At 65.9% G+C, this 25,291-nt stretch carries 29 protein-coding genes; 17 read left to right on the forward strand and 12 right to left on the reverse strand.

Annotation, left to right across the window (positions count from 1 at the left end; translation table 11 throughout):
* The first annotated feature begins 39 nt into the window (after positions 1-39).
* From P12x_RS04720 to P12x_RS04730, 3 genes are read left to right on the forward strand one after another with little or no spacing between them, the layout of a single operon-like run.
* A complete protein-coding gene (locus P12x_RS04720) occupies positions 40-270 on the forward strand; it encodes a hypothetical protein (protein ID WP_435009695.1) in 231 nt (76 codons plus the stop codon).
* Complete coding sequence (locus P12x_RS04725) at positions 267-821, forward strand: DUF488 family protein (RefSeq protein WP_435009696.1); 555 nt, start codon at positions 267-269, stop codon at positions 819-821. Before P12x_RS04720 ends, P12x_RS04725 begins: the two co-directional genes overlap by 4 nt.
* A 44-nt stretch (positions 822-865) precedes the next feature.
* Positions 866-1,183 carry a DUF427 domain-containing protein gene (locus tag P12x_RS04730; protein WP_435009697.1) on the forward strand — a complete coding sequence of 106 codons (318 nt, stop codon included), beginning with the start codon at positions 866-868 and terminating at the stop codon, positions 1,181-1,183.
* A gap of 70 nt (positions 1,184-1,253) precedes the next feature.
* Here P12x_RS04730 and P12x_RS04735 read toward each other — a convergent pair whose 3' ends face one another.
* From P12x_RS04735 to P12x_RS04760, 6 genes are all read right to left on the reverse strand, one after another.
* On the reverse strand, positions 1,254-1,991 hold the full coding sequence (locus P12x_RS04735) for a Bax inhibitor-1/YccA family protein (protein ID WP_435009698.1): 738 nt from the start codon (positions 1,989-1,991) through the stop codon (positions 1,254-1,256).
* 137 nt (positions 1,992-2,128) lie between these two features.
* Positions 2,129-2,896, reverse strand: coding sequence for a S1 family peptidase (locus P12x_RS04740; protein ID WP_435009699.1), 768 nt, complete (start codon positions 2,894-2,896; stop codon positions 2,129-2,131).
* A gap of 15 nt (positions 2,897-2,911) precedes the next feature.
* Positions 2,912-3,325: a hypothetical protein gene (locus P12x_RS04745; protein WP_435009700.1), complete on the reverse strand. Its 414-nt coding sequence runs from the start codon at positions 3,323-3,325 to the stop codon at positions 2,912-2,914.
* A gap of 6 nt (positions 3,326-3,331) precedes the next feature.
* Complete coding sequence (locus P12x_RS04750; RefSeq protein WP_435009702.1) at positions 3,332-3,808, reverse strand: monooxygenase family protein; 477 nt, start codon at positions 3,806-3,808, stop codon at positions 3,332-3,334.
* Between the two features lie 167 nt (positions 3,809-3,975).
* Complete coding sequence (locus P12x_RS04755) at positions 3,976-4,377, reverse strand: hypothetical protein (protein ID WP_435009703.1); 402 nt, start codon at positions 4,375-4,377, stop codon at positions 3,976-3,978.
* 377 nt (positions 4,378-4,754) lie between these two features.
* Positions 4,755-5,534: an inositol monophosphatase family protein gene (locus tag P12x_RS04760; RefSeq protein WP_435009704.1), complete on the reverse strand. Its 780-nt coding sequence runs from the start codon at positions 5,532-5,534 to the stop codon at positions 4,755-4,757.
* A 325-nt stretch (positions 5,535-5,859) separates the two neighbouring features.
* On the opposite strand from P12x_RS04760, the gene P12x_RS04765 reads away from it, so the two are divergent.
* The gene (locus tag P12x_RS04765; RefSeq protein ID WP_435009705.1) at positions 5,860-6,789 is read left to right on the forward strand and encodes an RluA family pseudouridine synthase; all 930 of its coding nucleotides are present in this window, start codon (positions 5,860-5,862) and stop codon (positions 6,787-6,789) included.
* A 27-nt stretch (positions 6,790-6,816) separates the two neighbouring features.
* Here P12x_RS04765 and P12x_RS04770 read toward each other — a convergent pair whose 3' ends face one another.
* From P12x_RS04770 to P12x_RS04780, 3 genes are all read right to left on the reverse strand, one after another.
* Positions 6,817-7,353: a hypothetical protein gene (locus P12x_RS04770; RefSeq protein WP_435009706.1), complete on the reverse strand. Its 537-nt coding sequence runs from the start codon at positions 7,351-7,353 to the stop codon at positions 6,817-6,819.
* A 115-nt stretch (positions 7,354-7,468) separates the two neighbouring features.
* Positions 7,469-8,248 (reverse strand): class I SAM-dependent methyltransferase, encoded by a 780-nt coding sequence (locus P12x_RS04775; RefSeq protein ID WP_435009707.1) that lies wholly within the window; start codon positions 8,246-8,248, stop codon positions 7,469-7,471.
* Between the two features lie 181 nt (positions 8,249-8,429).
* Entirely contained in the window at positions 8,430-9,053 is a 624-nt protein-coding gene (locus P12x_RS04780; protein ID WP_435009708.1) for a hypothetical protein, read from the reverse strand.
* A 409-nt stretch (positions 9,054-9,462) separates the two neighbouring features.
* Here P12x_RS04780 and P12x_RS04785 point away from each other — a divergent pair, with 409 nt between their 5' ends.
* Genes P12x_RS04785 through P12x_RS04795 form a run of 3 tightly spaced genes read left to right on the forward strand, consistent with a single transcriptional unit; the run spans position 9,463 to position 11,842 of the window.
* On the forward strand, positions 9,463-10,089 hold the full coding sequence (locus P12x_RS04785) for a hypothetical protein (RefSeq protein ID WP_435009709.1): 627 nt from the start codon (positions 9,463-9,465) through the stop codon (positions 10,087-10,089).
* Entirely contained in the window at positions 10,074-11,504 is a 1,431-nt protein-coding gene (locus P12x_RS04790) for a DCC1-like thiol-disulfide oxidoreductase family protein (protein WP_435009710.1), read from the forward strand. The genes P12x_RS04785 and P12x_RS04790 overlap by 16 nt, the downstream gene beginning before the upstream one ends.
* Positions 11,501-11,842, forward strand: coding sequence for a hypothetical protein (locus P12x_RS04795; protein WP_435009711.1), 342 nt, complete (start codon positions 11,501-11,503; stop codon positions 11,840-11,842). Before P12x_RS04790 ends, P12x_RS04795 begins: the two co-directional genes overlap by 4 nt.
* Positions 11,843-11,852: 10 nt before the next feature.
* Here P12x_RS04795 and P12x_RS04800 read toward each other — a convergent pair whose 3' ends face one another.
* Positions 11,853-13,313, reverse strand: coding sequence for a hypothetical protein (locus P12x_RS04800; RefSeq protein ID WP_435009712.1), 1,461 nt, complete (start codon positions 13,311-13,313; stop codon positions 11,853-11,855).
* 19 nt (positions 13,314-13,332) lie between these two features.
* Complete coding sequence (locus P12x_RS04805; protein ID WP_435009713.1) at positions 13,333-14,493, reverse strand: glycosyltransferase; 1,161 nt, start codon at positions 14,491-14,493, stop codon at positions 13,333-13,335.
* A 367-nt stretch (positions 14,494-14,860) separates the two neighbouring features.
* Here P12x_RS04805 and P12x_RS04810 point away from each other — a divergent pair, with 367 nt between their 5' ends.
* The 8 genes from P12x_RS04810 (at position 14,861) to P12x_RS04845 (ending at position 21,994) form a co-directional block, all read left to right on the forward strand.
* Entirely contained in the window at positions 14,861-15,310 is a 450-nt protein-coding gene (locus P12x_RS04810; protein ID WP_435009714.1) for an RrF2 family transcriptional regulator, read from the forward strand.
* A gap of 128 nt (positions 15,311-15,438) precedes the next feature.
* Positions 15,439-16,458, forward strand: a complete 1,020-nt coding sequence (locus P12x_RS04815) for a sulfate ABC transporter substrate-binding protein (RefSeq protein WP_435009715.1) — start codon at positions 15,439-15,441, stop codon at positions 16,456-16,458.
* 5 nt (positions 16,459-16,463) lie between these two features.
* Entirely contained in the window at positions 16,464-17,285 is an 822-nt protein-coding gene (cysT, locus tag P12x_RS04820; protein ID WP_435009716.1) for a sulfate ABC transporter permease subunit CysT, read from the forward strand.
* Positions 17,275-18,105: a sulfate ABC transporter permease gene (locus tag P12x_RS04825; protein ID WP_435009717.1), complete on the forward strand. Its 831-nt coding sequence runs from the start codon at positions 17,275-17,277 to the stop codon at positions 18,103-18,105. The genes cysT and P12x_RS04825 overlap by 11 nt, the downstream gene beginning before the upstream one ends.
* 34 nt (positions 18,106-18,139) lie before the next feature.
* Positions 18,140-19,213 (forward strand): sulfate/molybdate ABC transporter ATP-binding protein, encoded by a 1,074-nt coding sequence (locus P12x_RS04830; protein ID WP_435009718.1) that lies wholly within the window; start codon positions 18,140-18,142, stop codon positions 19,211-19,213.
* 39 nt (positions 19,214-19,252) lie between these two features.
* Entirely contained in the window at positions 19,253-19,873 is a 621-nt protein-coding gene (locus P12x_RS04835; protein WP_435009719.1) for a DUF421 domain-containing protein, read from the forward strand.
* Between the two features lie 19 nt (positions 19,874-19,892).
* Entirely contained in the window at positions 19,893-20,876 is a 984-nt protein-coding gene (locus P12x_RS04840; RefSeq protein WP_435009720.1) for an NAD(P)/FAD-dependent oxidoreductase, read from the forward strand.
* Between the two features lie 176 nt (positions 20,877-21,052).
* Positions 21,053-21,994, forward strand: coding sequence for a hypothetical protein (locus tag P12x_RS04845; RefSeq protein ID WP_435009721.1), 942 nt, complete (start codon positions 21,053-21,055; stop codon positions 21,992-21,994).
* A 68-nt stretch (positions 21,995-22,062) separates the two neighbouring features.
* Here the strand turns inward: P12x_RS04845 and P12x_RS04850 are convergent, their stop codons facing one another.
* Positions 22,063-22,497: an OsmC family protein gene (locus tag P12x_RS04850; protein WP_435009722.1), complete on the reverse strand. Its 435-nt coding sequence runs from the start codon at positions 22,495-22,497 to the stop codon at positions 22,063-22,065.
* A gap of 197 nt (positions 22,498-22,694) precedes the next feature.
* On the opposite strand from P12x_RS04850, the gene P12x_RS04855 reads away from it, so the two are divergent.
* Together P12x_RS04855 and P12x_RS04860 are read left to right on the forward strand one after the other, a co-directional pair.
* Positions 22,695-24,395, forward strand: coding sequence for a hypothetical protein (locus tag P12x_RS04855; protein WP_435009723.1), 1,701 nt, complete (start codon positions 22,695-22,697; stop codon positions 24,393-24,395).
* A 69-nt stretch (positions 24,396-24,464) separates the two neighbouring features.
* A complete protein-coding gene (locus P12x_RS04860; RefSeq protein ID WP_435009724.1) occupies positions 24,465-24,824 on the forward strand; it encodes a hypothetical protein in 360 nt (119 codons plus the stop codon).
* Positions 24,825-25,291 lie beyond the last annotated feature (467 nt).

Consider the following 25,291-nt stretch of genomic DNA (forward strand, 5'->3'; position numbering starts at 1 on the left):
GAGCCAAGGTCGGAAGCGTAACAACCGGACTGACGCCCGATGAAAAAGTCCGTCAAGGTCCGGGAGGTCCGGAACCATCAGGTCGGGTCGCAGCCGCTCGGTGTGCGGCAAGGTCCTAAATCACGCGGTGCGAGTGTCGGGAACTGGTGGCCCGACCTGGCGATGCCAAAACTCTATCGCGCGATCTCGCGGATCGCAAAAGAATTGCTCAAGATTTTCCGAGGCTCCGGCGACAGCTCGGATTGTGCCGGTTACGATGACCCGTCATGACTGGAAAGCCCGATCGTTCGGAAATCCCGGGACTCTGGCTCGCCGGTTATGGACATTGGCCGGTCGCCCGGAGGGCGAACGCGCTGGTCGAGGCTCTGGCGAAGGCCGGAGTTACCCGGCTGGTCGACGTCCGACTCAGTCCCTCGTCCTCCGATCCGGTCGAAGGACGCCCCTACGGCCCGAGACCCTGGAACCTCCAGGCTCGGGGGGGCGGGATTGTCGGGTTGCTGGAAAGATCCGGGATCGCCTACGAGTGGCTGGTCGAACTGGGCAATCCCCAGCGGCGCGACCCGGCCATGACGATCATCCGGGAACACCTGGCCGACCCGCTCGGAGGCTGGCCGGTCCATCGAGGGCTCGCACTCCTGGCCGATCGGGTCCGGCAACCCGAACAGGTCGTGGCGATCCTCTGCGCCTGCGGAGACTACCGGACCTGCCACCGCTTGACCATCGCCCGGGCCCTGGCCGAGCGATATTTCGGGGGAAGTCTGGTCCTCCGGGATCTCTCGGACGGCCGGTCTATCCCCGATCCGCCTACAATGGGCCAGTGACGGACCAACACGAACGGTCGACCCTCCGAAGGAGCACCTACCTCATGAGCATCGCGATCCGAGAGAAAGATTCGGACCTCGTCCTGGCCCAGGGCGAGGAGGGAAGCCAGGTGGTCAAGTACGAAGGGAACCTGTACTTCGACCCCTCGGTCGTCGACTCCAAGCTCCTGGAAACGACCGATCGGACTTATACCTGCCCGATGAAAGGGACCTGCAACTGGGTCGATTTCGTCGACCCCAGCGGCCGACGGGTCAAGGACGTGGCCTGGGTCTATCCCAAGACCAAGCCCGGACACGAGGCCATCGCCGGCAAGTTCGGCTTCTATGCCGGGACTCGCGGCTCGACCCGCCAGGTGAGCTGAATCGGGTCGACGCGAAAGGGGCGGGTCCATCGACCCGCCCCTTCGTGGATTGATCCCGAGAGAACCCGGCTCAACGTCGGCTGTTGACCTTCTGGAGGAGTCGGAGGACTTCCAGGTACAGCCAGATCAAGGTGACCATCAGGGCGAAGGCCCCGTACCATTCCATCGACTTCGACAGCCCGGCCTGCGAGCCCCGGTCGATGAAATCGAAGTCGAGCAGAAGGTTGAACGCCGCCAGCCCGACCACGAACAGGCTGAACCCGATCCCGATCGGACCGGCCTCGAAGATGAACGGGATCTGGATGTGGAACATCGAAAGGACGATCGTCGCCAGGTAGAGCAGCGCGATCGCCCCGGTGGCCGCCACGATCGCCGAGACCAGCTGGCCGGTGACCTTGATGATCCCGGTCACGTACAGGAACAACATCAGGAAGGTCACGCCGCCGGTCAGGCCCACCGCCTGGATGGCGATCCCGGGGAAGCGTTGCTCGGCCAGCCGAGAGATCGCCCCCAGGAAGATCCCCTGGAGCGCCGAGTAGACCGGGGCAGTCCACGGGGCCAGGGTCGGCTTGAACATGGTGATCAGGGCGAAGACGAACCCGCCAATCGCCGAGCCCATCAGGAAGCCGCCGGTCAGCGTCCCCTCCTCGGTCTTCACCCAGGAGTAGGTGGCGGTCGCCATCACGATGGCCAGCAGGACCATCGCCTTCAATGAGGTGCCTTGCACCGTCATCGTCGAGCTACGCCCGCCGGCGTAGTCGAAATTCCTGGCGAAATTTTCGGAAAAGGCTGGATTGTTCGTCTGCAAGGGACGCTCCTCCATTTCGAGGGGGTTTGCGGCGACGGCGGTTCCTCATGGACGACTCGACGCCGGGCGCCCGCCCAGATTCTACTACGACTATTCTGGACGATCCGCCTACTTTTGACAACGAATTCCGCCGGGGATCAGCGGATCGGCCCCTTCGGCCGGGAATTGGACAGGATGATCGTCCGGGTCAGATCCTCGTGGGCACGCAGGAGGGCCTTGATGTTCCCCAGGGTGGTGAAGACTCCCTTGACCACCCCCTTGTCGAATTCGGCCTTGGCGGTGCAGACACCGACAAGCGCCCCGTCGGTCCGGAACAGCCCGCCGCCCGACCGGCCATGTTCGGGGGGATTCTCGGTGACCAGGAACCGACGATGTCCGCCCCCCTTGCCGAGGTCGATCTGCTCGATGGCGCGGACCGTCGTGGTCATGCCGATCAGCTTCTGCCCCAGGTCGAAGCCGATCGAGGTGACGACCGTGCCGGGCGCGGGCGGGAAATCGCCCCGGGCCATCTTCGCGACGTAGGGAAGGGCGAGCTGGCCCCGGATCTCGAGGACCGCCAGGTCGGTCGCGGGGTCTCGGGCGGCGATCGTCGCGCGGAGCGACCGGGGGAACGCCCCGCCCCCTCGGGTCTTCTCCAGGCCCAGGTTGAACCGGTTGAGGTCCACCGTCAGGGGCCCCGGATCCTCGACGACATGGGAAGCGGTCAGGACCAGCGTCACCCCTTCGAGCGAGGCGATCACCGTGCCGGTCCCGAGCGCCTTGCCCTTGTGGACCATCACGGTCGGCCGGAACGTGTCGTCGTCGCCCGGTTTCGAGGATTCGGCCGACGCGATCGGAGCAGGCCTGATACCGGCGACCAGCAACAGGGCCGGCACGAGCCAGACGAGTCTTCGGATTCCCCTCATCCCTTCGTCTCCCGATCATCCCCGAGGCAAGTCGCTCAGGAGGTCGATCTCCTTCTGGCGTCGGAGTTTCCGGGCGGTCGCCTCTTCCCATTCGATCGGCTCTTCGGAGAGCCAGGCGATGGCCCGATCGCGCCAGATCTCGGGGATCGGCACGCCCAGCTCGGCGTGACGGATCACGACCCCGGCGAAGCCCAGGCGTTCGACCTCGTCCCATTCCTCGACCGGGAGTCCGACCGTTTCTTCGAGAGCGGCGATGGCCCCGGCCAGGGTCTCGGAATTCGCCAGCTTGGCCTGGACCTGCTCGGGAGTCAGCGGATTCCGGTCGTCCATGAGATCTTCGTAGGTCGCGCCGTGGACCCGGTCAAAACCGGCGTCGAGCGCATCGGCCGCCTCGTCGTTCTCGTAGCTTCGGACGCCCCAATGTCCCATGATCGCTCAGCCTCTCCCGTCGCGACGCCCGAGCCGGTCGCGGCTGGTCGTCGACGCACCGACCGCCGGGCCGGTGGGGCCGAAGGCCGAGAGTCCCGCCGGAGGGCAGTTCAGGTAGATCGACTCGATCCCCGATCGGGGGACCAGGTACGTTTCGTGGTAGATCCCGAAGTCCTCTTTCGTCCGCATCCGTTCCAGGGCCTCGCGCCACCAGTCCGAGTGCGGACCTCGGTGCGACCAGGCTTCCAGCGTCTCGAAGCTCGACCAGTACTGGAGGACGCCGAAGTGTCCCCAGCCCAGCCCGAACCGCTCGGATCGGAGGAGTCCCCGGCCGTTCGAGATCGACTCGCTCGCCGATCGGTCGATCGCCCGGCCCATTCGCGCCGCGAAGGGGAAGGCCCGGAGTCGCCGAGCCATCAAGCCGAGTCGGACCAGGCAAAGTTCCTCGACCGAGTCCGGGAGGCTGGCGACGACGCGATTCATGACGACGATAGGCTCCCGACCTCGATTCTCCCGAGAGATTCTAATCGGTCGACCCGCCGACGCCTACCTCCGAGGGATTCCGGTCGTTGCCCGGTTACCTCATGCGGAGGTCCGAGAGTCGGGCGAGAGTCGGTGGATCGATCGCGATGGGCTTCGGGCCAGGCTGGCTACGAGGTCGGGAGGAAGATCCGGAGGGATGATTTCCGGGACCGGCCGGGAATTCCGGCGGCCGAGGGCCGGATCGAAGCCAGCCGCTTCACCTTCAAAGGAACCTTCCACATCGAACGCATCCAATCCGGGCAGGTCTCGGACATCGCGTCGATCAGAAGCTTGAATTCGCGATGCAACCGCCCGGCCGTCGATCCGTCGAAGCGCGCGGAGAGTTCGACCTGGAGGCGGGCTAGGAGTGAGTCCTGGGAAATGCTCGCACGTTCCGCCTCGATCACGATCCCCCAGATCTCGTCGACCATCGAGCCCCAACTCGCCCATGTCCTGGCGACGAGGTGATAGCGGACCGCGATGGAGACGCATTCTTCAGCGAGAAGATCCACCGATAGAGCGGGCTTCATAAGGAACTCGTTCCCGTCGGCGAGCCTCATGACCGACGGTTCGCATGGGTAAGTACATCGAAAGGCCGAAGTCCCGGATCAGGTCGGGCGCATTCGTCCTGCTGGACGTGTAGATTCATTATTATAACCTGTGGCGGCCGAATGGGGAGCCCTGTTTTAAAGAATTATTGTTCGTCGATGTGTGAGTGGACCGATGGATTGGTGGGCTCGGGGCTTCTTGGGGGGCAAGCTCGCGCTGCGCGATAAAAAGCCCCCCAGGAAGCCAAGAGGAAAACGGCCGGGATCCATGCTGGTTGAGTGCTAGCCAGTCGTGGAGGGAATCGGCGGATCCTGCCTCGCTCCTTGGGGGCATCGGCCTGCCGCGAGAGTCGAACCATTCAGGCGAATTCCCTGGCCGATGCCAGCAAGGCTTCGAGCCGGCGGGGAGGGGCGACGAAGGTGGGCCTGGCGACCGGGGTCCGGGCGACGAATTCGGCCGTGGTCAGGTGCAGCCCGTCGATCGTGGCGAATCGAGCCCCGGCCTCGGCGACCAGGATCGATCCGGCGGCGACGTCATGGGTCTGTTCGCCCAGGAACGTGCAGGCGACCAGTCGGCCTGAGGCGACGAAAGCCTGTTCGCAGCAGGCACTCCCGAGGTCGCGGAGACGCCCGGGGAGGGTCCGGGGGTCGAGGGCCCGGAGGGCATTGGTCCCGACGCAGAGGTTGTCCTGGGGATGGAAGCGGTCGGCATCTCGGGCCTGGAGCCGGACTCCGTCTCGCCAGGCCCCGCCCCCCTTGGTAGCCCAGTAGAGTTCGCCCAGCGGGGGGATGGCGATGACTCCCAGGACCGGTTCCCCTTCGATCATCAGGCCGATGCTGATGGCCCAGAGCGGGAGCCCGTGGACGAGGTTGCCGGTCCCGTCGATCGGGTCGATCGACCATCGACGAGGGCCAGTCCCCCCCGAGGCGGCGTATTCCTCGCCGGTGAGGACGTCGTCGGGGAAGGCGCCGGCCAGCCTGGCCCGGAGCAGGCGTTCCAGTTCCAGGTCGAGGTCGGTCACGTAGCTGAGGTTGTCCTTCTCCTCGGGCGTGACCCGCCCGGCCCGGGATCGGGCGAGTTCGGCGGCCTCGACCGCGAGGCCTTTGACCAGTTCGAGGTCGGATTCGAGCGTTCCCATCGCGATTCAGATTCCTTGGAGATCCGTGAGAAAAGCCTCGGGGTTTCCAGGAGGATAACCGGCCCGGAGGGAAGCTGAACAGGGAGGAAGCACGCATGAATCCGCCGAGAAAGGAGCCAGCGTCTGGCGTACACAGTGCCGGTTGATACAATGAACCGGCCAAGGAACGGCCCATCTTTGGTGGACTCATCGATGCGTCGAGGAGACTGCCCATGAGGCCCATCTCACCCTGGATGGGCCTCGTGGGGCGGGCGGTCATCACGGACTGGAAGGCCGCCCCGTTACAATCATGAGCGTCTATCTCGCCCCGGATCGATCCCGCACCATGTCCCCGACTTCGAGCCCCCGACCTGGGTCGACCCGATTGGATAAGCTGGTTGCCGAGCGGTTCGGCCTGTCGAGGCGGGCCGCCCAGGAGGCCGTGCGCAATGGCCGGGTCGAACTCGACGGGACACTCTGCGACGAGCCCGGACGCGAGGTCGAACCCGACTCCCCGGTTGCGTTCTTCCCGAACCGCCCCCAGGCCCGCAAGGTCGCCGGTAGGCTCCGGGTCCTCTTCGAAGATCCCCACGTCCTGATCGTGGACAAGCCCGCCGGCCTGCTGACCCAGCCGACTCCCGATCACGAACGGGACACCCTGGTCTCGCGAGCCACCAGGTATCTCTCGATCCGCCACGGAGGCCGGACGTTTATCGGGGTCGTCCACCGGCTCGACAAGGATACCTCCGGGGCGCTCGCCCTGGCCCGCTCTCCCGAGGCGATCCGCGCCTTCCAGAAGCTCTTCCGCGAGCACGACATCGAGCGGCAATACCTGGCCGTCGTCGAGGGGAACCCTCGACGCGACTCGGGGACCATCGACAAGGCCCTCGTGACCGACCGGGGCGACCTCAGGCGAGGCGTGGCCCGCCACCCGGGCGAGGGGAAGCATGCCGTGACCCACTACCGGGTCATCGAACGCTTCGGCCCGGTTGCCTCGCTAATCGCCTGCTGGCTGGAAACCGGCCGGACCCATCAGATCCGGATCCACATGGCCGAGATCGGACATCCCGTCGTCGGCGACCAGGTCTATCGGCCCCGGCTCCAGCCCTCCTGCAAGGCCAAGTTCCATCGCCAGGCGCTGCACGCCCAGACGCTCGGCTTCGTCCACCCGATCCTCGGCCACGAGGTCAAGGTCGAGGCACCCGTGGCCCCCGACATGGACGCCTTGATCGTCGACCTCCGCAACCGATTCGGGATCGAAGGGGCGGGTGGATGAGAGGCCGGGCCAGGGGCGAGACCTCGCTCAAGGTCGGCTCATCGAGAACTTGCTCGACATGGCCTTCTTCCCCTTCATGTGAGCATCCCAGATCGCCTGGACCTTCCCGCCTTCCAGGAAATTGATCTCTCCGGAATGGATGTGCATGTCCTTGGCGGGGTCGAATCCGGTCCCGCCGTCGAAGACGAAGATGAGGTGATCGGGCGTGGACGCCTCGCGATCGAGCTTCATCCGGGGCTGGTTCTTCGCGGCACAATAATGGGTCAAGCGCAGGTCGTCGCCATCGAGGTGATACATCGAGATCATCTCGTGATCCAGGCCCGGGAAGAAGGTCTCCATCAAGGCGCTGCCGTTGGCGGTGACCTTGTAGACAATCTTCCCGTCATGACCAACACCATGCCCGGGCATGGATTCGGCGACCTTCCAGTCGCCCGCAAGTGTCTTCATCCGGGCGAAAGCCGCCTTGGCGTCGACCCCGGCCTTCTCGCCCGCGACGGCCGCGGAGGTCGCCAGGATCACCGATAGACCGAGAATTAGCCGCTTTGCGGGGGAGAACATCGACATCGTCAACTCCTCGCGATATGAGTGGACAGAAGTTCCCATTTTTGGAACCGACGTACACTATATCGGTCGAGCCGTGATGTCCAGTTAAATCCGAATCCGGGCGATCGTTGCGATCTCAATCCGGCTTCTTCGTCGGCTCTTCACTTTCCGGCTTCTGGAACACGATGATGTGTTGCCAGGGGAGGAACTCGTAGCTGTCCTTGAAGACAAACCCCTGGGGTTCGAGCTCGAGCCGGACCTGCTTCAGGGTCATCTTGTGCTCGGGCTTGATGGGGACTTCGGGGTCTTCTCCCCGGAACTCGACGAGGACGAGGCGGCCTCCCGGCTTGAGGGCCTTCTTGAGCCCCTGGAGCAGGGTCTCGGGGTCGGTGACCTCGTGATAGACGTCGACCATGATCGCGAGGTCGACCTTCCCATCCGGGAGCTTGGTCTCGGTCTGGGTCGAGAGGATCGGCTTGATGTTGGAGACGCCGACGGCCCGCGCGTTGGCCTGGAGCATCCGAAGCATCTGGGGCTGGACGTCGGTGGAGAGGACGGTCCCGGTCGGGCCGACCCGCTTGGCGAGGCGGATGCTGGTATAGCCCGCCCCCGCCCCGACGTCGGCGACGGTCTGTCCGGGCTGGATCTTGAGGGAGTCGAGCATCTGCTCGGGCTGTTCCTCGGCTTCTCGGGAGTCGCGGAAGAGCCAATCGGCCCCTTCGTAGCTCATGACGGCGGCGATCGGCCGGCCCATGTAGGTCCCCGGTCGATCCCGACGCGACTTGCGCTGGGGCCTGGCCTTGGCTTCGGGGCGGGATTCCGGGAGATCCTGGGCTCGGGATTCCTGGGGTGAGACCGGGATCGTCAAGAGGACGAGGACGACGACCGCGGCCGGGAGCTTGAAGACGCCAGGCATGGTTCGGGGACTCCGGGTGGTTCCGTCTCGGGACGGCCCGCGAGCCGACCTCTGCGTCGGATTATAGGCGGTTTAGGGGTCGGATTGTAGGAGGAGCCGAAACGACCCGAGGCCACCGACGACGGATCGTCGGTGGCCTCGAATTATGGGAGATCGTTGGAATCGCTCGCGAGATCCCCGATCAGATACCCGGAGGAGCGGGGGTCGGCGGGACTTCGGGAACCGGGTTGCCCGGCGACGGGGCGACGGGCGGCGGCGGGGCCGTCTCACCGGCCGGGGGAGCTTCCGGAGCCGGGGTCGGGGCGGCGTCAACCGGGGCCGGGGTCATCGGTGCGGCCGGGGCCGGGGCCGGGGCCATCTTCGAGACCGGGGCCATCGAGGTCCCCTGCGAAGATGGGTACTGCGACGAGGCGTAGGTCCCGTCATAGACCGGGGTGTACGTCCCGTAGACCGGCATGGCCGATCCGATCGCGCAGGGATCGCAGTAGGGCTCGGGAGCGGGGGTGTAGCAGGCGCCGCAGCTCTTCCGCTTGTGGCCGAAGAGGCCGTGGCGGTGCTTCTTCGAGGAGTAGCAGCTCGAATAGCACGAGGTTTCCGAGTAGCACGAGGAATAGCAGCTCGAATAGCACGAGGAATAGCCGGTCGAGTAGCAGCCGCTGCTGTAGCAGGACGAATAGCCGCTGCTGTAGCAGCTCGTCTCGCTGTAGCAGGACGAGTAGCAGCTCTCGGCATAGACCGGAGTGGCCTTCTTGTGGTGACAACCAAGGCCCGAAAGGGCCAGGAGCATAACAACGGTACCCTGCATGTCGGAAATCCTCCCCAGGTGTGTTCGGAGTCTCGTCTACTGATGTCTGACAGTCTGCGCGATCAACCGTCCCGGGCTGGCGGACCGGACGGACGACCTCAATAGTCACAAGCCGCAAGACCGGCGTGACCTCGACATTCCTACGTCGCGTTGCGCGACGATCAGCCCGCACTTCTTGTTCAGTTACCCCAGATTCTAGGCTCCAATTTGGGTGTCTGCAAGTCAATTTGGGAATTTCGGGGGGAAAGAAGATGTTTGGGTAATTTGATCTGCCGCTCAGCGCGGAGTTTGGCTCATCCAGAGCCCCGGTTCGGCTGGTCCAGGATGGCGAGGCCCGTTAGGCTTGAGCGGATCATCGGGGCTCCGAGCGGGGAAATCGGCGGGCCAAATAAGCCCGGGGAGACAGGGTGTGATTGACGGCAAATCCGATACCGTAGCCTCGGTCGACCGGGGGGGTAAGGCTTGGCCCACCTGGGCTCGGGTCCTGGTGACGCTGGCTTTGCTCTATCACGCATCGGCGGTCTGGGTGGCGGCCTGGGCACCGCCCCCTTCTTCGGAGCTGGAGCGTGATCTGGACGTGTTCTTCGACCGCTATCAGCAGTTGACCGCGCAAGGTTATTCCCCCCGCTACTACAGCCCCGAGCCTCCACCCACCCCGGTGATCACGGCCACTCTGGCCTTCGCCGACGGTCGGGCCGAGAAGGTGGTCCGGATCCCCGAGCGGGGGACCTGGCCCAGGCTGCTCTATCAGCGACAGCTCGCGCTGGCGAATGGTTTGTTCCAGGACGCGAGCGAGGCCCGCGAGTTCGGCGACGCCTCCCGGAGTCGTTGGGCTCACGCCTTCGCGACTCACCTCGGCAGGGTGAATCCCGGTTGTTCGTCGGTCACGCTCCAGATGCAACTTCACCTGGTCCCCAGCCCCGATCGCGCCCGCGAGTGGCTCGCCCGGCCCGGGGCAGGCCCGGTCGACCTGGATGCCGACGAGTTCTACACCGCCCCCGAACGGATCGGAGTCTTCCCGTGCGACGCCTCCTGAACGGACTGGTCTCGTACCCCGCCGAGGTGGCCGGGTCGATCGCCCGGGGTTGGGATCGGTTCGTCTTCACCCCGAGCGATCCGACGCCCCTGGGCTTGATCCGGGTCGCCGTCGGGCTCCTCCTGTTCTGGAGCCTGCTGGTGTACGGGCTCGACCTGAACGCCTTCTTCGGTCGGCTCGGGTGGATGAACCTGGAAGTGGTCCGGCAGTTCCACGACGAGCGGACTCCATTCGGATGGTCGTTCTGGTTCTACGTGCCCGATAGTCTGCTCCGACCCGTCTGGGCGGCCTGCCTGGTGGTCCTGGCGGCGTTCACGGTCGGGATCTGGAGCCGATGGACGGCGGCCCTGGCCTGGATCATCGCGGTCTCGACGGTCCGTCGAGGCCCGATCAGCGGCTATGGCTTCGACGATGTCGTGACAACCTGGGCCTTCTACCTGGCCGTCACCGGTGCGAGCGGGCAGGCGGTCTCGATTGACCGGTACCTCGCCCGTTGGAAGAGAAATCGGGCCGAGGTCGCGGCTCGCCGGAAGGATGGTCGATGGACCGCACCTTCGGGAGTCCCCACGCCTTCCATCGCGGCCAACATCGGGCTCCGCTTATTCCAATGCCACCTCGTCCTGATCTATGGGATGTCGGCGATCTCGAAATTCCGGGGGATCGCCTGGTGGGAGGGGCTGGCGACCTGGCGAACCCTGGTCGATGGCGAATTCCGCCTGTTCGACCTCACCTGGCTGGCGGCCTACCCTTTGATCCTGAACGCGATGACCCATTTCGCCCTCTTCCTGGAGGCGACGTATCCCGCCCTGATCTGGGTCAAGCCGGTCCGCCCGCTGGTCCTGGCGGGGGTGGCGGCGCTCCACGTCGGGATCGGCCTGACGCTCGGCCTGTTCGAGTTCGCCGCGGCGATGCTGGCGGCCAATCTGGCGTTCGTCTCCGGCCCCTGGCTCCGGAGCCAGGTCGCCGGCCGGGACCAACCGGCGGGTCGGGTCCTCTATGACGGGGCCTGCCCTCGATGCCGGGCTTCGATGGCCTTCATCACCGCGGGCGATCCCGACCGCGTCATCGAGCCGATCGACCTGACCTGCGTCGACGTCAAGTCGATCCACCCCACCCTGACCGCCGAGGCCTGCCTGAAGTCCATGCACCTGGTCCGTCGCGACGGGAAGGTCGAATCCGGCTACGACGCGGTGATGACCCTCCTGGCCTGGACGCCCCTTTCGAGCCCTTTCGCGATGGTACGCTTCGTGCCGGGAGTATCCATCGTCGGCCGTCGGATCTACAATCGAATTGCCGAGTCGCGCCCTCGCGACCTGGTCTGCAACGACGAGGTCTGCGGCATCCACCCGCCCGCCGGTCGGCCCTCGGGCGAGAAGCGACCGGCCTCGGCCCATCCCGGGAAGACCACGCGATGAGCACGGACTCGACCTCGAATCCCCCCGAAATCCCGGCGAACCCCCATCGGCTCTTCCTCCACGAGCCCGGCTGGCGGGTCGCGCAGAAGGTCGGCAGCGAGCGGGAGTTCTGCTACGCCATGGCCCCCGGCCAGGATTATTACCACCGCCTGCTCGATGGCGAGATCTATATCTTCAACAACGAGGAACGCCTCTGCCTGGCCTGCGCCGAGCGCCGGCAGATGCTCGCGGACAAGCCCAAGGGGCTCCGAGATCCCGTGCCGATCATCGAGATCGACGACGGCTCCGAGGAAGGGCCGGGCGTCTATCTTCGAGAAAAGGCCGACCCGAACCCGTAAGCGGGATCGATCAAGCCCCGCCATCTTCAACGAGCAGGGACTTCGGGCGGAGGGCGATCGCGGGATCTCCTTTTTTCGATCGGCCGCGCCATCGACGGGCGGCTTCCGAGATCCGGCCGGTGCGTTCGAGATAGGCCGCGAACCAGGCCAGGACCGCCAGGCCGAGCCAGGGAAAGAGCCCCGGGACGTGCCTGTGGGCCCAGGTGCCGACCCACCAGTCGAAGCCGCTGATCGGGAGCGCGAAGAGTGACATGAGGCCCAGGTCGTAGGCCGATCCGGGGTCGCGCCCCAGGTTCCTCGCCAGGATCAGGTAGCCTGCCGCGATCGTCGGGACCAGCCAACGGACCGAGATATTGAATCCCGAGAGGTCGCTCGACTGGAGCGAGTACAGAAGCCAGGTCCCGGAGGCCCAGGCGGCCGAGGCCAGCACCAGGGGACGGTCCGGCCGGCGGGTCCTCAAGAGGGCGAGGGTGGCGGGGAAGGCCAGCAAGAGCGTGGGATTGTGGCAGATGAACCCTTTCCAGCCGAACAGGAATCCGTTCGCGTGCGAGAGGTACTCCAGGAGGTTCGCGTGGCCCGCCCCGCCGCCGGTCAGGTTGGCCTCGGTGAACGGCGAGCCCGGCCATCGAAAGTATTCGGGAACTGTGTTCATCGGCCCGATCGTCCCGCCGATCATGTAGTTCAGGGCATGATGTCCCAGCAACCAGGGGAACGCGCCCACCCCGTACCAGATCAGGGGAGCGAGCCGGAACGATCCCCGGTGGAACAGCCAGGCCCCCACGCAGAGGACCAGGACCGGCCCGCATCCCAGGTCGGTCGAATAGCCCAGACCGGCCAGTCCGCCGGCCAGCAAGGCCGATTTGCCGGAGTTCCTGTCGGACCCTTCGGGGATCCGGACGAGGACCAGCATCAAGGCCATCGCGATCGCCAGGAGAAGGATGCTCGCGTTGACCTGCCGGCTGTAGGCCGGGGCCACGGTCGCCAGGGCGAGGCTCGCCGCGAGCAGGACCGACGATCGGCGAGAGAGGCCCGATTCGAGGCCAATCCGGTAGAGGCACCAGGAGGCCAGGACGAAGGCCAGTCCCGAACTTGTGAGCGTCATCCAGGCGCAAAAGAGCCCCGGACTCTCGCGGGCTACCAGCCCGGTTGTCCACTGGATCACCTGATAAACCGCCGCCATCAGGACCGCCGTGACGGGTGGCTTGTCGGAGTAATAATGGCCGTCGATCCGGAGCTTGTCGATGATCCCCTCGGGATGAGGGGATCGGGGCGGCCAGATCTCGAGCCGGCTTGCCTGGGCGGGATCGACGAAGATCGAACGGTCGATCACCCAGGTCCGGTGATCCACCAGAGACTCCACCGAGGCCAGCCGGCTCCCATCGTTGGACCCGCCCGCATAGTCACGCGCCGATCCGAGGGAGATCAGCGCACAGGTCACGATCACGCCCAGGTCGACCACGGTCCACTTCATCCGACGGATCCTCCGTTGCTCAGCCCTGGCCCATCCGTCGGCGGAACGCGAGGAACTGGCTCGCCAGGAAGTTGAGCACCATCCCTCCCGCGATCCCGCAGGTGGCCGCGGCCTGGATGGCCAGGCCCGGCCATCGGGTCGCCACGATCATCGTCAGGGCGAAGTTGAGCGTGGCCCCGGCCGCCGATGCCAGCGCGAATCGCTGGAAGGGGTTCCGGACGGGCCATTCGTCGGAGGGGGCCGATGGGAGGAGCCTGTGCAACAGGAAGTTGGTCACCAGGCTGATCGAGATCGCGACCATCACCGAAGGGGCGACGGGGACGCCCAGGGCGACCAGGATCGACAGGACCGCCAGGTTGACGCAGACCCCGAACAGCCCGACCAGGGCAAACCGGACGGCCTGGCTCACGTAGGCGAACTTGTAAGTGTAAAGGCGTCGGAGGTGTTGCAGGTAGCGCAGTTGTTCCTTGAACGAGAGCTTGCTCTGGCCGAACCGGCGATCGGTGAAGGCGATCGGGACCTCGCCGACGTTCTCGAGGCCGCACTTGACGATCAGCTCCAGCCCGATCTTGTACCCCACCGGGTTGAGGTAGAGGGCCCTGTCCAGCTCGTGACGGCGGAAGGCGAAGAAGCCGGCCATCGGGTCGCGGGCATCGGTCAACGGGCTGGCCAGCAGGGTCGCGACCCGGCTGTTCAGCCAGCGGAAGAACCCCCAGTGGTCGTCGGTGCTCCCGCCGGGGACGTATCGAGATCCGATCACGAACTGCTGCCCCGAGGCCAGGGCCAGGATCATGTCGGGGATCTTCTCGGGGGGATGGCTCAGGTCGGCATCCATCACCACCACCACCGGGTATCGGGCCAGCTTGATCCCGTCGAGGACCGCCGGGCTCAGCCCTCGAGGACCGTCCCGGACGACGATTCGCGCCCAGTCGTGGCCACTCTCGCGGATCAGCTCGACGCTCCCATCCGCGCTGTTGTCGTCCATGACGAGCAGTTCCAGCGTCAGGTCATGGTCGATCCGGAGGGCCTCGATCCGCTCCAGGAGGTGCGGCAGGCTCTCGGATTCCCGGTACGTCGGCACGACGATCGAGACCGGCGTGAGGACGCGGATCTCGGCCAGTCGTTCGGGGTCGCTCGAAAACGAATCGATTTCCGGCGCGGCGGAGAGGGTGTTCGACATGGCTGAGATGTCTCGATGAGGACCGGTCGCCCGGCGAGGCCCCGGTCGAAGACGGAGAGGCTGAATCACTGGTCGAGAATGGACCCCGAGGGACGACAGACCGGTCTCCGGTTTGGATCCCATCGGTTGGCCCGACGGGGAATCCTGGGCCTTTCAACTCCCCAACTCGCGAGCCCAAAGGCCCCCAAAGATTGGCCACCCCGAGGGAGGGGAATCTGCGCCGAGGCGGGAGAGTCGTCACAGTCGGTTCCCTTTTCCGCGGGCGAACAAGGGATTAGGATGAATTGTCACTCAAATTCCATCCCATCTTGACTTGTTCGGTCGAAATGGGGATGATTTCCACGCTGACCGGATCGGGGTCTCGCCGATGGCCGTTTCGTCGAAGTGTTACTACGCCTTGCGGGCGATCTATGCCCTGGCCGAACATGCGAGTTCCGACCCCTTGAAAATCGCCGAGATCGCCGAACGTGAGCATATACCGATTCGTTTCCTGGAAGTGATCCTGGGGCAGTTGAAGGGCGGGGGATTCGTCCGGAGCCGACGGGGGGCGGAGGGGGGATATAACCTGGCCCGGCCTCCCGAGGAGATCACGGTGGGCGAGGTGATGCGCTACGTGGACGGGCCGATTGCCCCGGTGGATTGCGTGAGTCAGTCGAGGCCCCACGAGTGCGAATTCCATGGGAACTGCCACTTTTTCTGCTTCTGGGGCCGGGTCCGCCAGTCGATCTCGGACGTGGTCGATCGCACGACCTTCGCCGACCTGTTGCGTGAGAATCGGGAGCGGAATCGGGAATATGTCGGAGATTGGTCGATCTGACCCGGGATGAATGGATGTCCATGAAAGCGGAACGATCATCGGGATCGGGCACGGAGGGTGTGGAAATTCCGGGCCACAGTTCGATCATGAATGATTGGCAGCCCACCGGCAGGAGATTCCCCCGGTCCATGCCCTGGCTGATATCGGCCCTCGTCCTGGCGAGCCTGGGGCCAACCTGCGAGCCGGGGGCGGGTCGCACGGGCGATACCATCACGTTAGGGGCCTACTCGGTGGTCCGTGAGGCCTTCCACGACGGCCTGATCCCGGCGTTTGCCGCCGATTGGGAGCGGAAGACCGGACGGACCGTCACCTTCGAGGAGTCGTATAACGGTTCCGGTGCCCAGTCGCGGGCCATCGTGGCCGGGTTCGATGCCGACATCGCCGTGCTCTCGCTGGAGAGCGACATGGCCGCGCTGGTCAAGGCGGGGCTGGTCCGCAAGGACTGGAACGCCGGCCCCCATGGGGGGAACGTGACGCGGAGCCTGGTCGTCATCGGCCTTCGCGACGGCAATCCCAAGGGGATCCGCGACTGGTCCGACCTTACCCGCCCCGGCGTGGGAGTCCTCTACCCCGATCCCAAGACCTCGGGCGGTGCCCGGTGGAACATCGCCGCGATCTGGGGGGCGGGCCTCCTGGGCGGCCCCGGCGGTCCCAAGAAGCCCGATCCCGAGGCGGCCCGCGACCTCCTGGCCCGGGTCCAGGCCAACGTGGTGAACATGGACGGTTCGGGCCGGCAGAGCCTGGCCACCTTCGAGCGAGGGACCGGCGACGCCGTGGTGACCTACGAGAATGAGCTGCTGCTCCGCAACAAGTTCGGTGCGAAGCCGATCCCCTATGCTACACCCGACGCGACCCTCCAGATCGAGAGCCCTGCGGCGCTGGTGGGCCGGTCGATCGAGCGGCACGGTAATCGAGAGGTCGCCGAGGCGTTCTACGCCTTCCTCCTCTCCGACGAGGGCCAGATGATCCTGGGCAACTACGGTTTTCGCCCGGTGAATCCCGACCTGAAGGTGCAGGGCCTCCCGCCGCTCCCCCCTCGACTGTTCACCATCCGCGACCTTGGGGGCTGGTCCAAGGTGAAGAAGACGGTCTTCGACCCGGGCGGGGTCTGGGCCTCGACCTTCCTCCGACGCGCCGGGGGGAAATGACCGACATGATCCGATCCACGACGACGATGCCCGCGATGGCGCTCCGGGCCTCGACCCTGGCCTACCTCGGCGTGATGGTCGTCCTCCCGCTGGCCGCGCTGACCGTCCAGGCGACCTCGGAGGGTTGGGCGGCGTTCGGGAAGGCGATCGTCGACCCATTCGCCTGGCATGCCCTGAAATTGACGTTCGCCACCGCACTAATCATGGTCGGGATCAACGCCCTGATGGGCACGGCAACCGCCTGGGTCCTGGTCCGGTACGACTTCCCCGGCAAGGGGGTCATGAACGCCCTGATCGATCTCCCCTTCGCCGTCCCGACCGTGGTCACGGGCCTGATGCTGGTCCTGCTCTACGGGCCATCCAGCACGATCGGGACGATCCTGGGTGGGGCCGGGCTCGGGATCATCTACCAGCAGCCGGGGATCGTCCTGGCGCTCCTGTTCGTGACCTATCCGTTCGTGATCCGGAGCGTCCAGCCGGTCCTCCTGGAGATCGACCGGGGCGAGGAGGAGGCGGCGGCGACCCTGGGCGCGAACTCCGCGATGATCTTCCGGCGAGTCACCTTGCCGACGTTATTCCCCTCGATCCTGACCGGCACCGCGCTGGCGTTCAGCCGGGCGCTCGGCGAATTCGGGAGCGTGGTGATGGTCGCCGGTAACCGGCCGCTGGAGACCAAGACCGGGCCGATGTACGTCTTCGGCGAGATCGAGAGTGGCAATCGCCACGGGGCGATGGTCGTCTCGCTGGTGCTCCTGGCCGCCTCGCTGGGCATCCTGATCGGCCTGAACCTGATGCAGCGTCGACGAGGGGGCGGACATGGCGAATGATCGGACGCGGCCCTGGGGTTGGGGTGCGCGGATTTTGGTGGGCGTGGTGGTCGGCTGGTTTGCCCTGCTGATCCTGGTCCCCTCGCTGGCCCTGGCGAAGACGGCGCTGGCGGGAGGGTTCCGGCCCTTCTGGGACGCCCTGATGTCGGCCGATGCTCGCCGGGCGTTCGGCCTGACGATCGCGATCACGATCCTGGCAACGATCGTGAACACGCTGTTCGGCCTGGCCTTCGCGCTGGTCCTGGTCCGTCAGAAATTCTGGGGTCGGGCCCTGGCCGACGGGCTGGTCGACCTGCCTTTCGCGGTCTCTCCGATCATCGCGGGCCTGATGCTGGTGATCGTCTACGGCCCGAACGGCTGGCTGGGTCGGCCCCTGGAATCGGTCGGCCTCCGGGTGGTCTATGCCTGGCCGGGGATGTTGCTGGCCACGATGTTCGTGACCATTCCGTTCGTAGTCCGGGAGGTCGTGCCGGTCCTCCGCGAGTTCGGGATCGATCAGGAGGAAGTGGCCCGGACCCTCGGGGCCGGCTGGTGGCGGACGTTCTGGCTGGTGACCCTGCCCTCGATCCGCTGGGGCCTGGCCTATGGGGTGACCCTGACGGTGGCCCGGTCTCTGGGCGAGTTCGGGGCGCTCCTGGTGGTCTCGGGCAACATCCTGGGCCGGACCCAGACCGCCACGCTCTACATCCACGACACGATCGAGGGGTTTCACCCCGAAGGGGCCTACGCGGCGAGCGTCGCGCTGGCCGGGATCTCGTTCGTCCTGCTGATCGGGATGGAGATGGTCCGCAAGCGAGTCGAACACAACGAAGCGGGCTGATTCCGGCACGAAGCATCGAGACGAGGAGGAGCCAGTGGCGATCGCGGTCCGGAATCTATCCAAGCGTTTCAAGGACTTCCAGGCCGTCGACGACGTGTCGTTCGAGGTCCCGGAGGGGCAGCTCGTGGCCCTTCTGGGGCCTTCGGGCTCGGGCAAGAGCACGATCCTCCGGATCATCGCCGGGTTGGAACCGGCCGACTCGGGCGAGGTGGCCCTGACCGGCGAGGACGCCACCCGACTGCCCGTCCAGCGTCGAGGGGTCGGCTTCGTCTTCCAGCATTACGCGCTCTTCCGACACATGACGATCCGCCAGAACATCGCCTTCGGGCTGGAGGTCCAGCGACTCCCGAAGGCCGAGATCAAGCGGCGGGTCGACGAGCTTCTCGAACTGGTCCAGCTCGTCGGCTACGCCGATCGCTACCCTTCTCAGCTTTCCGGGGGGCAGCGACAGCGGGTCGCCCTGGCCCGGGCCCTGGCCCCGAGGCCCAAGGTCCTCCTGCTGGACGAGCCTTTCGGGGCGCTCGACTCGCGCGTCCGCGACGAGCTTCGGGCCTGGCTCCGGAAACTCCACGACGAGGTCCATGTGACGAGCCTGTTCGTCACTCACGACCAGCAGGAGGCGTTCGAGGTCTCCGACCAGATCGTCGTGCTGAACCGGGGCAAGATCGAGCAGATGGGACCGCCTCAGGAGCTGTACGAGAACCCGGCCTCGCCCTTCGTCACGTCGTTCCTGGGGGCGGTCAACGTCCTGCCGATGGAGTCGGTCCTCTCGATGGACACGATGCGCGACGAGGCCCCGCTGCCGCTCGACCTGCCCAGCCCGAGCGGGCCGGTCCTGGTGTATGTCCGCCCCCACGACCTGGAGCTGACCCGCCAGAGCGACGGCCGCCCCGCCTGGTTCGCGCGGGTCCGGAGGCTGACCCCGCTGGGCGGCCTGGTCCGGGTCGAGCTGAACCTCGCCGACGGGACGAACCTCCTGGTCCAGCTCACGCGTGAGCGCTCGCTCGAATTGCAACTCGTCGACGGCGACGCCATCTACGTCGTCCCCAGGGATCTGAAGGTCTTCCATGGTCATGAAGCCCCGGTCGTGGCAGACTATGTGATCTGACGGAGACCAGTCGGAACCCCGGTCGAGAAACCTCGTCGCATGTTCGAAAATGCTCTGTCCTGGGCGGACGGCATCCTCTCCCCGATGTTCCACCTCGGCCCCACGGTCCTGGAGAAAATGCTCCGGCCGATCCTGGTCTATCTGTTCCTGGTCGTCCTGCTCCGGATCTTCGGCAAGCGCGAGATGGCGCAACTCAACCCGTTCGACCTGGTGGTCCTGCTCTCGCTGGCCAACACGGTCCAGAACTCGATCATTGGTGAGGACAACTCGGTCACCGGCGGCTTGATCGGCGCGTTCTCGCTTTGCGCGTTCAACTATCTGGTGATTCGGTTCCTGTTCCGCCACAAGCGGCTCGACCAGTGGATCGAGGGTCGCCCGTCCGTCCTGGTCCGTGAAGGGAAGGTCCAGCGCAGGGCGATGGCTCGCGAGATGATCACCGACGCCGAACTCCGGATGATGATCCATCGCCAGGGTTTCAGCTCGATCGACGAGGTGAAGTCCTGCACCCTGGAGCCCGGGGGTGCCATTACTCTGGAAGGGAAATCCCCGGCCGCCGTCGAGCGGCATCACTCCGAGATCCTCGCCCGGCTCGACGACCTCACCCGGCAGCTCGAAGACCTCAAGCAGACCCTCCGCCCCCGCGAGCCGGACGCTCATTGACCCTCGGGAGGATCGGGAGATGGCATTGCGAGTCGGGATCATCGGGGCCGGGATCGCGGGGCTCACGCTGGCCTCGCGGCTCAGCTCGGCCGGGCATTCGGTCCTGGTGATCGACAAGGGACGAGGGGTCGGCGGGAGGGCCTCGACCCGCCGGGGCGAGGTCGCGCCGTTCGACCACGGGGCGCAGTATTTCACGGCCCGCGACCCCAAGTTCCGCGAGTTCCTCGACGCTCGGATCCCGCCCGAGCACCTCGCCCTCTGGGAAGGCCGGTTCGCGATCCTGGAAAACGGCCGGATCATGCCCGAGACCTCCGAAGAACCTCGACTGGTCGGCGTCCCCGGCATGAACTCCATCGCCCGGTCGATCGCGGCCAGCCTGCCGATCCGAGTCGGGGCCAAGGCCGTCGGTCTCGAAGGTTCCCCGGGTAACTGGTCGATCGCCATCGAGGCCGATGAAAAGGTCGGCCCGTTCGACTGGGTTGTCTCCACGGCTCCCCCCGCCCAGTCGTCGACCTTGCTGGCCGGTCGGAGCCCAATGGCCGAGGAGGCCCGACGGGTCGAGATGAGGCCTTGCTTCGCCCTGATGCTCGTCCCGTCGGGCGAGGCGAGCTTGCCGATCGACGGCATCCGTTGCGATCACCCGGTCCTCGGCTGGGCGGCGATCGACGGCAGCAAGCCGGGCCGCCCGGTCCCGAATGCCCTGGTGATCCAGTCCAACCACGACTGGGCCGAGGCCCACGTCGATGACGAGCCGGCCTCGGTGATCGAAGCCCTCAAGACGGCCGCTTCCGAGGCCTTCGGGGTGGATTTCGGGACGGTCGCCTTCGAGTCCCTCCATCGGTGGCTCTACGCGAAGCCGGTCGAACCGCTGGGGCGCTCCTGCCTGATCGACCACTCGGCCCGGCTCGCCATCGCGGGAGACTGGTGCCTCGCGGCCAAGGTGGAAGGGGCCTTCCGGAGCGGCGACGCCTGTTCTCGGCTGCTCCTCGGCGATTCGCCCTGAGGATTCAAGTTCGGTCGGACCGCCCTCGCGATTGCGGGCGGGCTCGGGGCTCGCTACCTTGGCCATCGTTCCGGCCGCTTCGACCGGAGAATCCACACTCTCCTCGATGACCCGATCCGGGGCCGGGCAAGTTCCCTCGTCGGGTCGACGATTCCGCGACCGGGAGGACCGAGGCGATGACCCTGAAGGTCGGCAATCGAAGAATCTGGATGACCTTCGCCCTGGGATCGATGGCGATCCTCGCCCCGAGAACGTCCAGGGCGGACGACCCGCCGGTCGCGAAACCATCGACACTCGATGCCTTCGAGCAGGCCGACCTGGAGTTCCGCACCCTCTACGCGATGGGCCGGGCCGAGACGCTCGCCCGGCTCGGCCCGGTGATCGTGGTCGAGATGGATCAACTGATCCTGCTCCGGGACGGACGGCGGACCGCAGCGACCGTCATCCCGCCTCGCTATCACCGGCTCAAATCCATCTCCCACATCCCGCTGGCGCTCTATGTCGCGCTGGCACCCTGGGGGGATGGACCGATCGACGAAGCTCGATTGAACAAACTCCGATCGCTCCGGACTCGGATCCTGGCCGTGTCGGGCTCGATCGACGGGCTCGGCTTCGAAGCGGCCCAGGCGTCGCGATCCAGGCAGCTCCTGGAACACTGCCTCGCCTTCCTCGAAGCGACCCTGGGGCGAGGGCATTGCGAGACCTCCGACCTCACGCGACTGACCCGCGAGGCCGGGCCGGTCGTGCTGGCGAATGCGGCCGACGCGGCCCAGGCCCAGATCGACGCCTATCACGAACAGGTCTCGTCCTGGAGGCGCGAGATACCCCCCGACGAGTGGTCGCGGTTGCACGTCCTGATCCTCGGACCGCAGATGCCTCGGAAGCACAATGTCGCCGCGCAGTACTTCGCGAAGCTGCTCGGCTTGCCGGGGGAGTCGCTCCGGCTGGTCTACGCCGAGGAGTCGATGGGCGAGCAGCAGGGGCTCAACCTGCTCGCCACCCACACGCTCGATCGCTCGCTCTCGGGGGCCTTCTTCGGCGATCCCGACCGGATGGAGATTGACCTGCTCGGGAACGCAGCGTCGGTCTACCTGGATGCGTTCGATTTCGATCGATGATTCAGGCCGCTTCGGTCGAAGGCGGGGTCACCCCATCGTGACCCCCCGCGTTTCGCGGTTCGGGGCGATCAGGAGGCGGTCACGAACTTCGCCTTCAGGGTGATCTCGGGGCCGGCGAGGGCCTTGGAGACCGGGCAGTTCTTCTTGGCGTCCTCGGCGAACGTGACGAAGGTGGCCTCGTCGATCCCCGGCACGGCCCCTTCGGTCTCCAGGTCGATCCGGGTGATCGTGAACCCCTCGCCCTGTTTTTCCAGGACGACCGAGGCGGTCGTCTGGATCTTGGTGGGGGAGTGCCCGGCCTGGGAGAGCCCGGCGGAGAGTGCCATCGAGTAGCAACCCGCGTGAGCCGCGGCGATCAGCTCCTCGGGGTTGGTGCCTGTCCCGCTCTCGAATCGAGACTTGAAGCTGTAAGGTCCCTCATAGGCACCGCTCCCCAACTTCACCGTCCCGGTCCCCTTCGTCAGGTCGCCCAGCCACTGCGCCTCGGAGTGTCTCGTGATCATCGATGATGGCCCCTTACCAGGTGGAGATGACTCGACTTGGCCGCATTGTAGCGAGCGATTCGCCCGAGTCCAATTGTCGAGGACCGAGGCTCGACCCGGAGGAAATCGGGAAACGGGGGGTTGCTACAGATGTCTGAGAGCCGAATAATGCGCGTGCTGATCACATCTCCCCTCATTTCTTGAGGACCGAGGCACTCATGACGGATCAACCCCAGGACGATCGCTCCACGTCCGTGCCGAACCGGAGTTCCCGGCTGGTCCGGGCGTTGTATACGCACAATCCCTTCTATGTCCTGAGCGCCGATCTGGTGTTCATCGGTCTCCGGTCGTCGTTCGACCCCCAGGCCAAGGTCTTCGACACGTGGGCGTTGATCCTCGGCCTGGCGGGCTACACCCTCCTGCTGGCGACGACGGCCTGCCTGATGGTCCGGTTCGGCAAGGTCTGGGACGACATGCGGAGCGTCCTCCTGCTGGTGGTGATGATGTTCCTGGCGATCTCCGCCACCATCGACGACGTCCTGATCATCCGGCCGGGGGTGGGGATGGCCTGCTCGATCGGGGGACTGGCCTTCGCCCTGATCGTCAGCGAGGGGCTCCTCCGGGGGATGCGTCTGGGACTTCCCGCGCTCTATCGGCTGCCCTATTACCTGATCCTGACGCTGTTCTTCGTCTACCCTCTGGCGCTCCGGCCGATGCTGGCACGGCCCGACTCGGCGACCTCGCACTGGGCACTTTTCGGGTTCTCGACTGTCGCCGCGCTGGCGTTCCTGACGCTCCTTCCCGCGATTCGTCGGGGATCTTCCTACATCGAGGGGAACGGGAGCCCCTGGCGATGGCCCTTGTACCCGTGGTCGTTGTTCTTCTTCCTCGGTTTGGGGGTCTGCGCGCGGTCGTATTATCTCTGCATCTCGCTGCACAACGTGGAGGGGTTCCGGAGCATCTTCGGGCCGTATTTCCTGATCCCGTTCGGGTTCGCGATCGCCCTGCTGTTGCTGGAAGGGGGCCTGACCTCGGGTCGTAAGGGCGTGGTCCGATTCGCCCTGGCGATTCCGGCGGGGTTGGTGGTTCTGTCGATGGTCGGGCATCGGCCCGACATGGTCTACCAGCGGTTCCTGGCGATGTTCCGCGAAGGGCTGGGCGTGGCCCCTCCGGCGGCCTCGCTGATCCTGGCCCTGGGCTTCTACGGGCTGGCGAGCCTCCGAAAAGTCCCGATGGCCCGAGGGCTGGCGATGGCCTCGCTGGTCGGACTCTCGGTGGTCGGGCCTGGCACGATGGGACCGGACAGCCTGATTCGCCCGCAAGCCTGGGCCCTGGCCCCGGTCGGATTGATCCAGGCCTGGTTGGCGTACCGTCGTCACGAATCATGGCGGGTCCTGATTGCGGCGACCTGCGTCGTGGGGTCGATCTCGGGATCTGCGGGCGACTCCTGGTCGGTCTCGCTGGTGTTCCACCTTTCGCTGGCGGCTGTCCTCGTGATCGGGGCCGTTTGCGAGGAAGAACTCGGGAGTGTGTTTCGGTTCCTGGGCGCGTTGATGCTGGCCTTTGCCACGATTTTCGTGGTCACGGGCGAGCCTTATCTCTCCGAGGGACTTTCGCCACTCGCTGTTCGTCTCTATCCGCTAGGGATCGCCCTGGTAGCCCTGGCCTATGGGGTTTCCTTCGGGGGCATCCCGTACTACGTCGTCGCGGGGACGATCCTCGTCGGGGCTCTGGGCGAGTTCGGGTTGAAGTGGTATCTCCTGGCCCGAGCGAGGGTCGCGGGCCTCGACCGGATCATGCTGGGCCTGGCCTCGTTCCTGGTCGCGGCGGCCATCAGCCTTCGGAAGGCCGGGCTCGTCCCGAAATGGCCCGTGAGGAAGAAACCCTCGGATTTCGAGCCGTCCCCACTGGCCGATTGAATGGCACGGGAGAACCACCGAGGATGAATCGAGGGTCGGTCCGGGCGAAACTCTCGACCAGGAGTGACGATGATCGAATTCCTGCGGATCTCCTGCTTCTTCGCCCTCCCCATCTTCGTCTTCGCGTCGCTGCTGATCTGGCGGCCCGTGGCCCGACCGGGCCGCTCGAAATCCGCGTCCGATCGGATCGCCTGGACCCTGTTCGCCCTGGGCATCTGCCTGATGATCAACATGGTCCTCTATTCGGCCGCCCAGGAGGGGGACGGGAATTTCCGGACCTGGGAGACGACCCAGCTCCACAAACGGGTCTTCCTCGGAATCGCGATGATCCCGATCGCCGGCCCGTTGATCGTCTACGCCTGCCAGTTCGCGAGGAAGCGGGCCGATCGAGCCATCAAGAAGAAGTCCAGGGTTGATGACTGGAGTTGATCGGGCGAAGGCCCACCCCAGCAGAGGTTTGGATTTGGAAGGCCACCAGCCCGACAGCGGCTACGGTCACGAGTCTCATTGAGTCGACGAGCGCAGATCGGAGTCACATGGCCGATCGCTCCGGGACCGCTGCAGTTCGAGGGCTGGTCGAACTCGGGCGAATCTGGAAATCGTATGTGGTGTCGAGATCCCGTTTCGCGATCTTATCCTTGATACGATGCGCCGGCGAGCCGGGAGAAGGGTACGATTTTCCGGGAGCCCTGGTCGTGATCAAACCGATTCTCATGTTCCCGGGTAGGGCATGGCTCGCCCTGCCGAGTCACGGCTCGTCGGCAGTCATGGCTCATCGGCAGGGCAAGCCCTGCCCTACCGAGGAGGTCGGAACGAAGCCATTGTGGGAGGTCGGAACGAAGCCATTGTGGGAGGTCGGAACGAAGCCATTCGACCGGCGGCGTCCGGCATGGCAT

The sequence above is a fragment of the Tundrisphaera lichenicola genome (assembly GCF_051175385.1).
GTDB lineage: Bacteria > Planctomycetota > Planctomycetia > Isosphaerales > Isosphaeraceae > Tundrisphaera > Tundrisphaera lichenicola.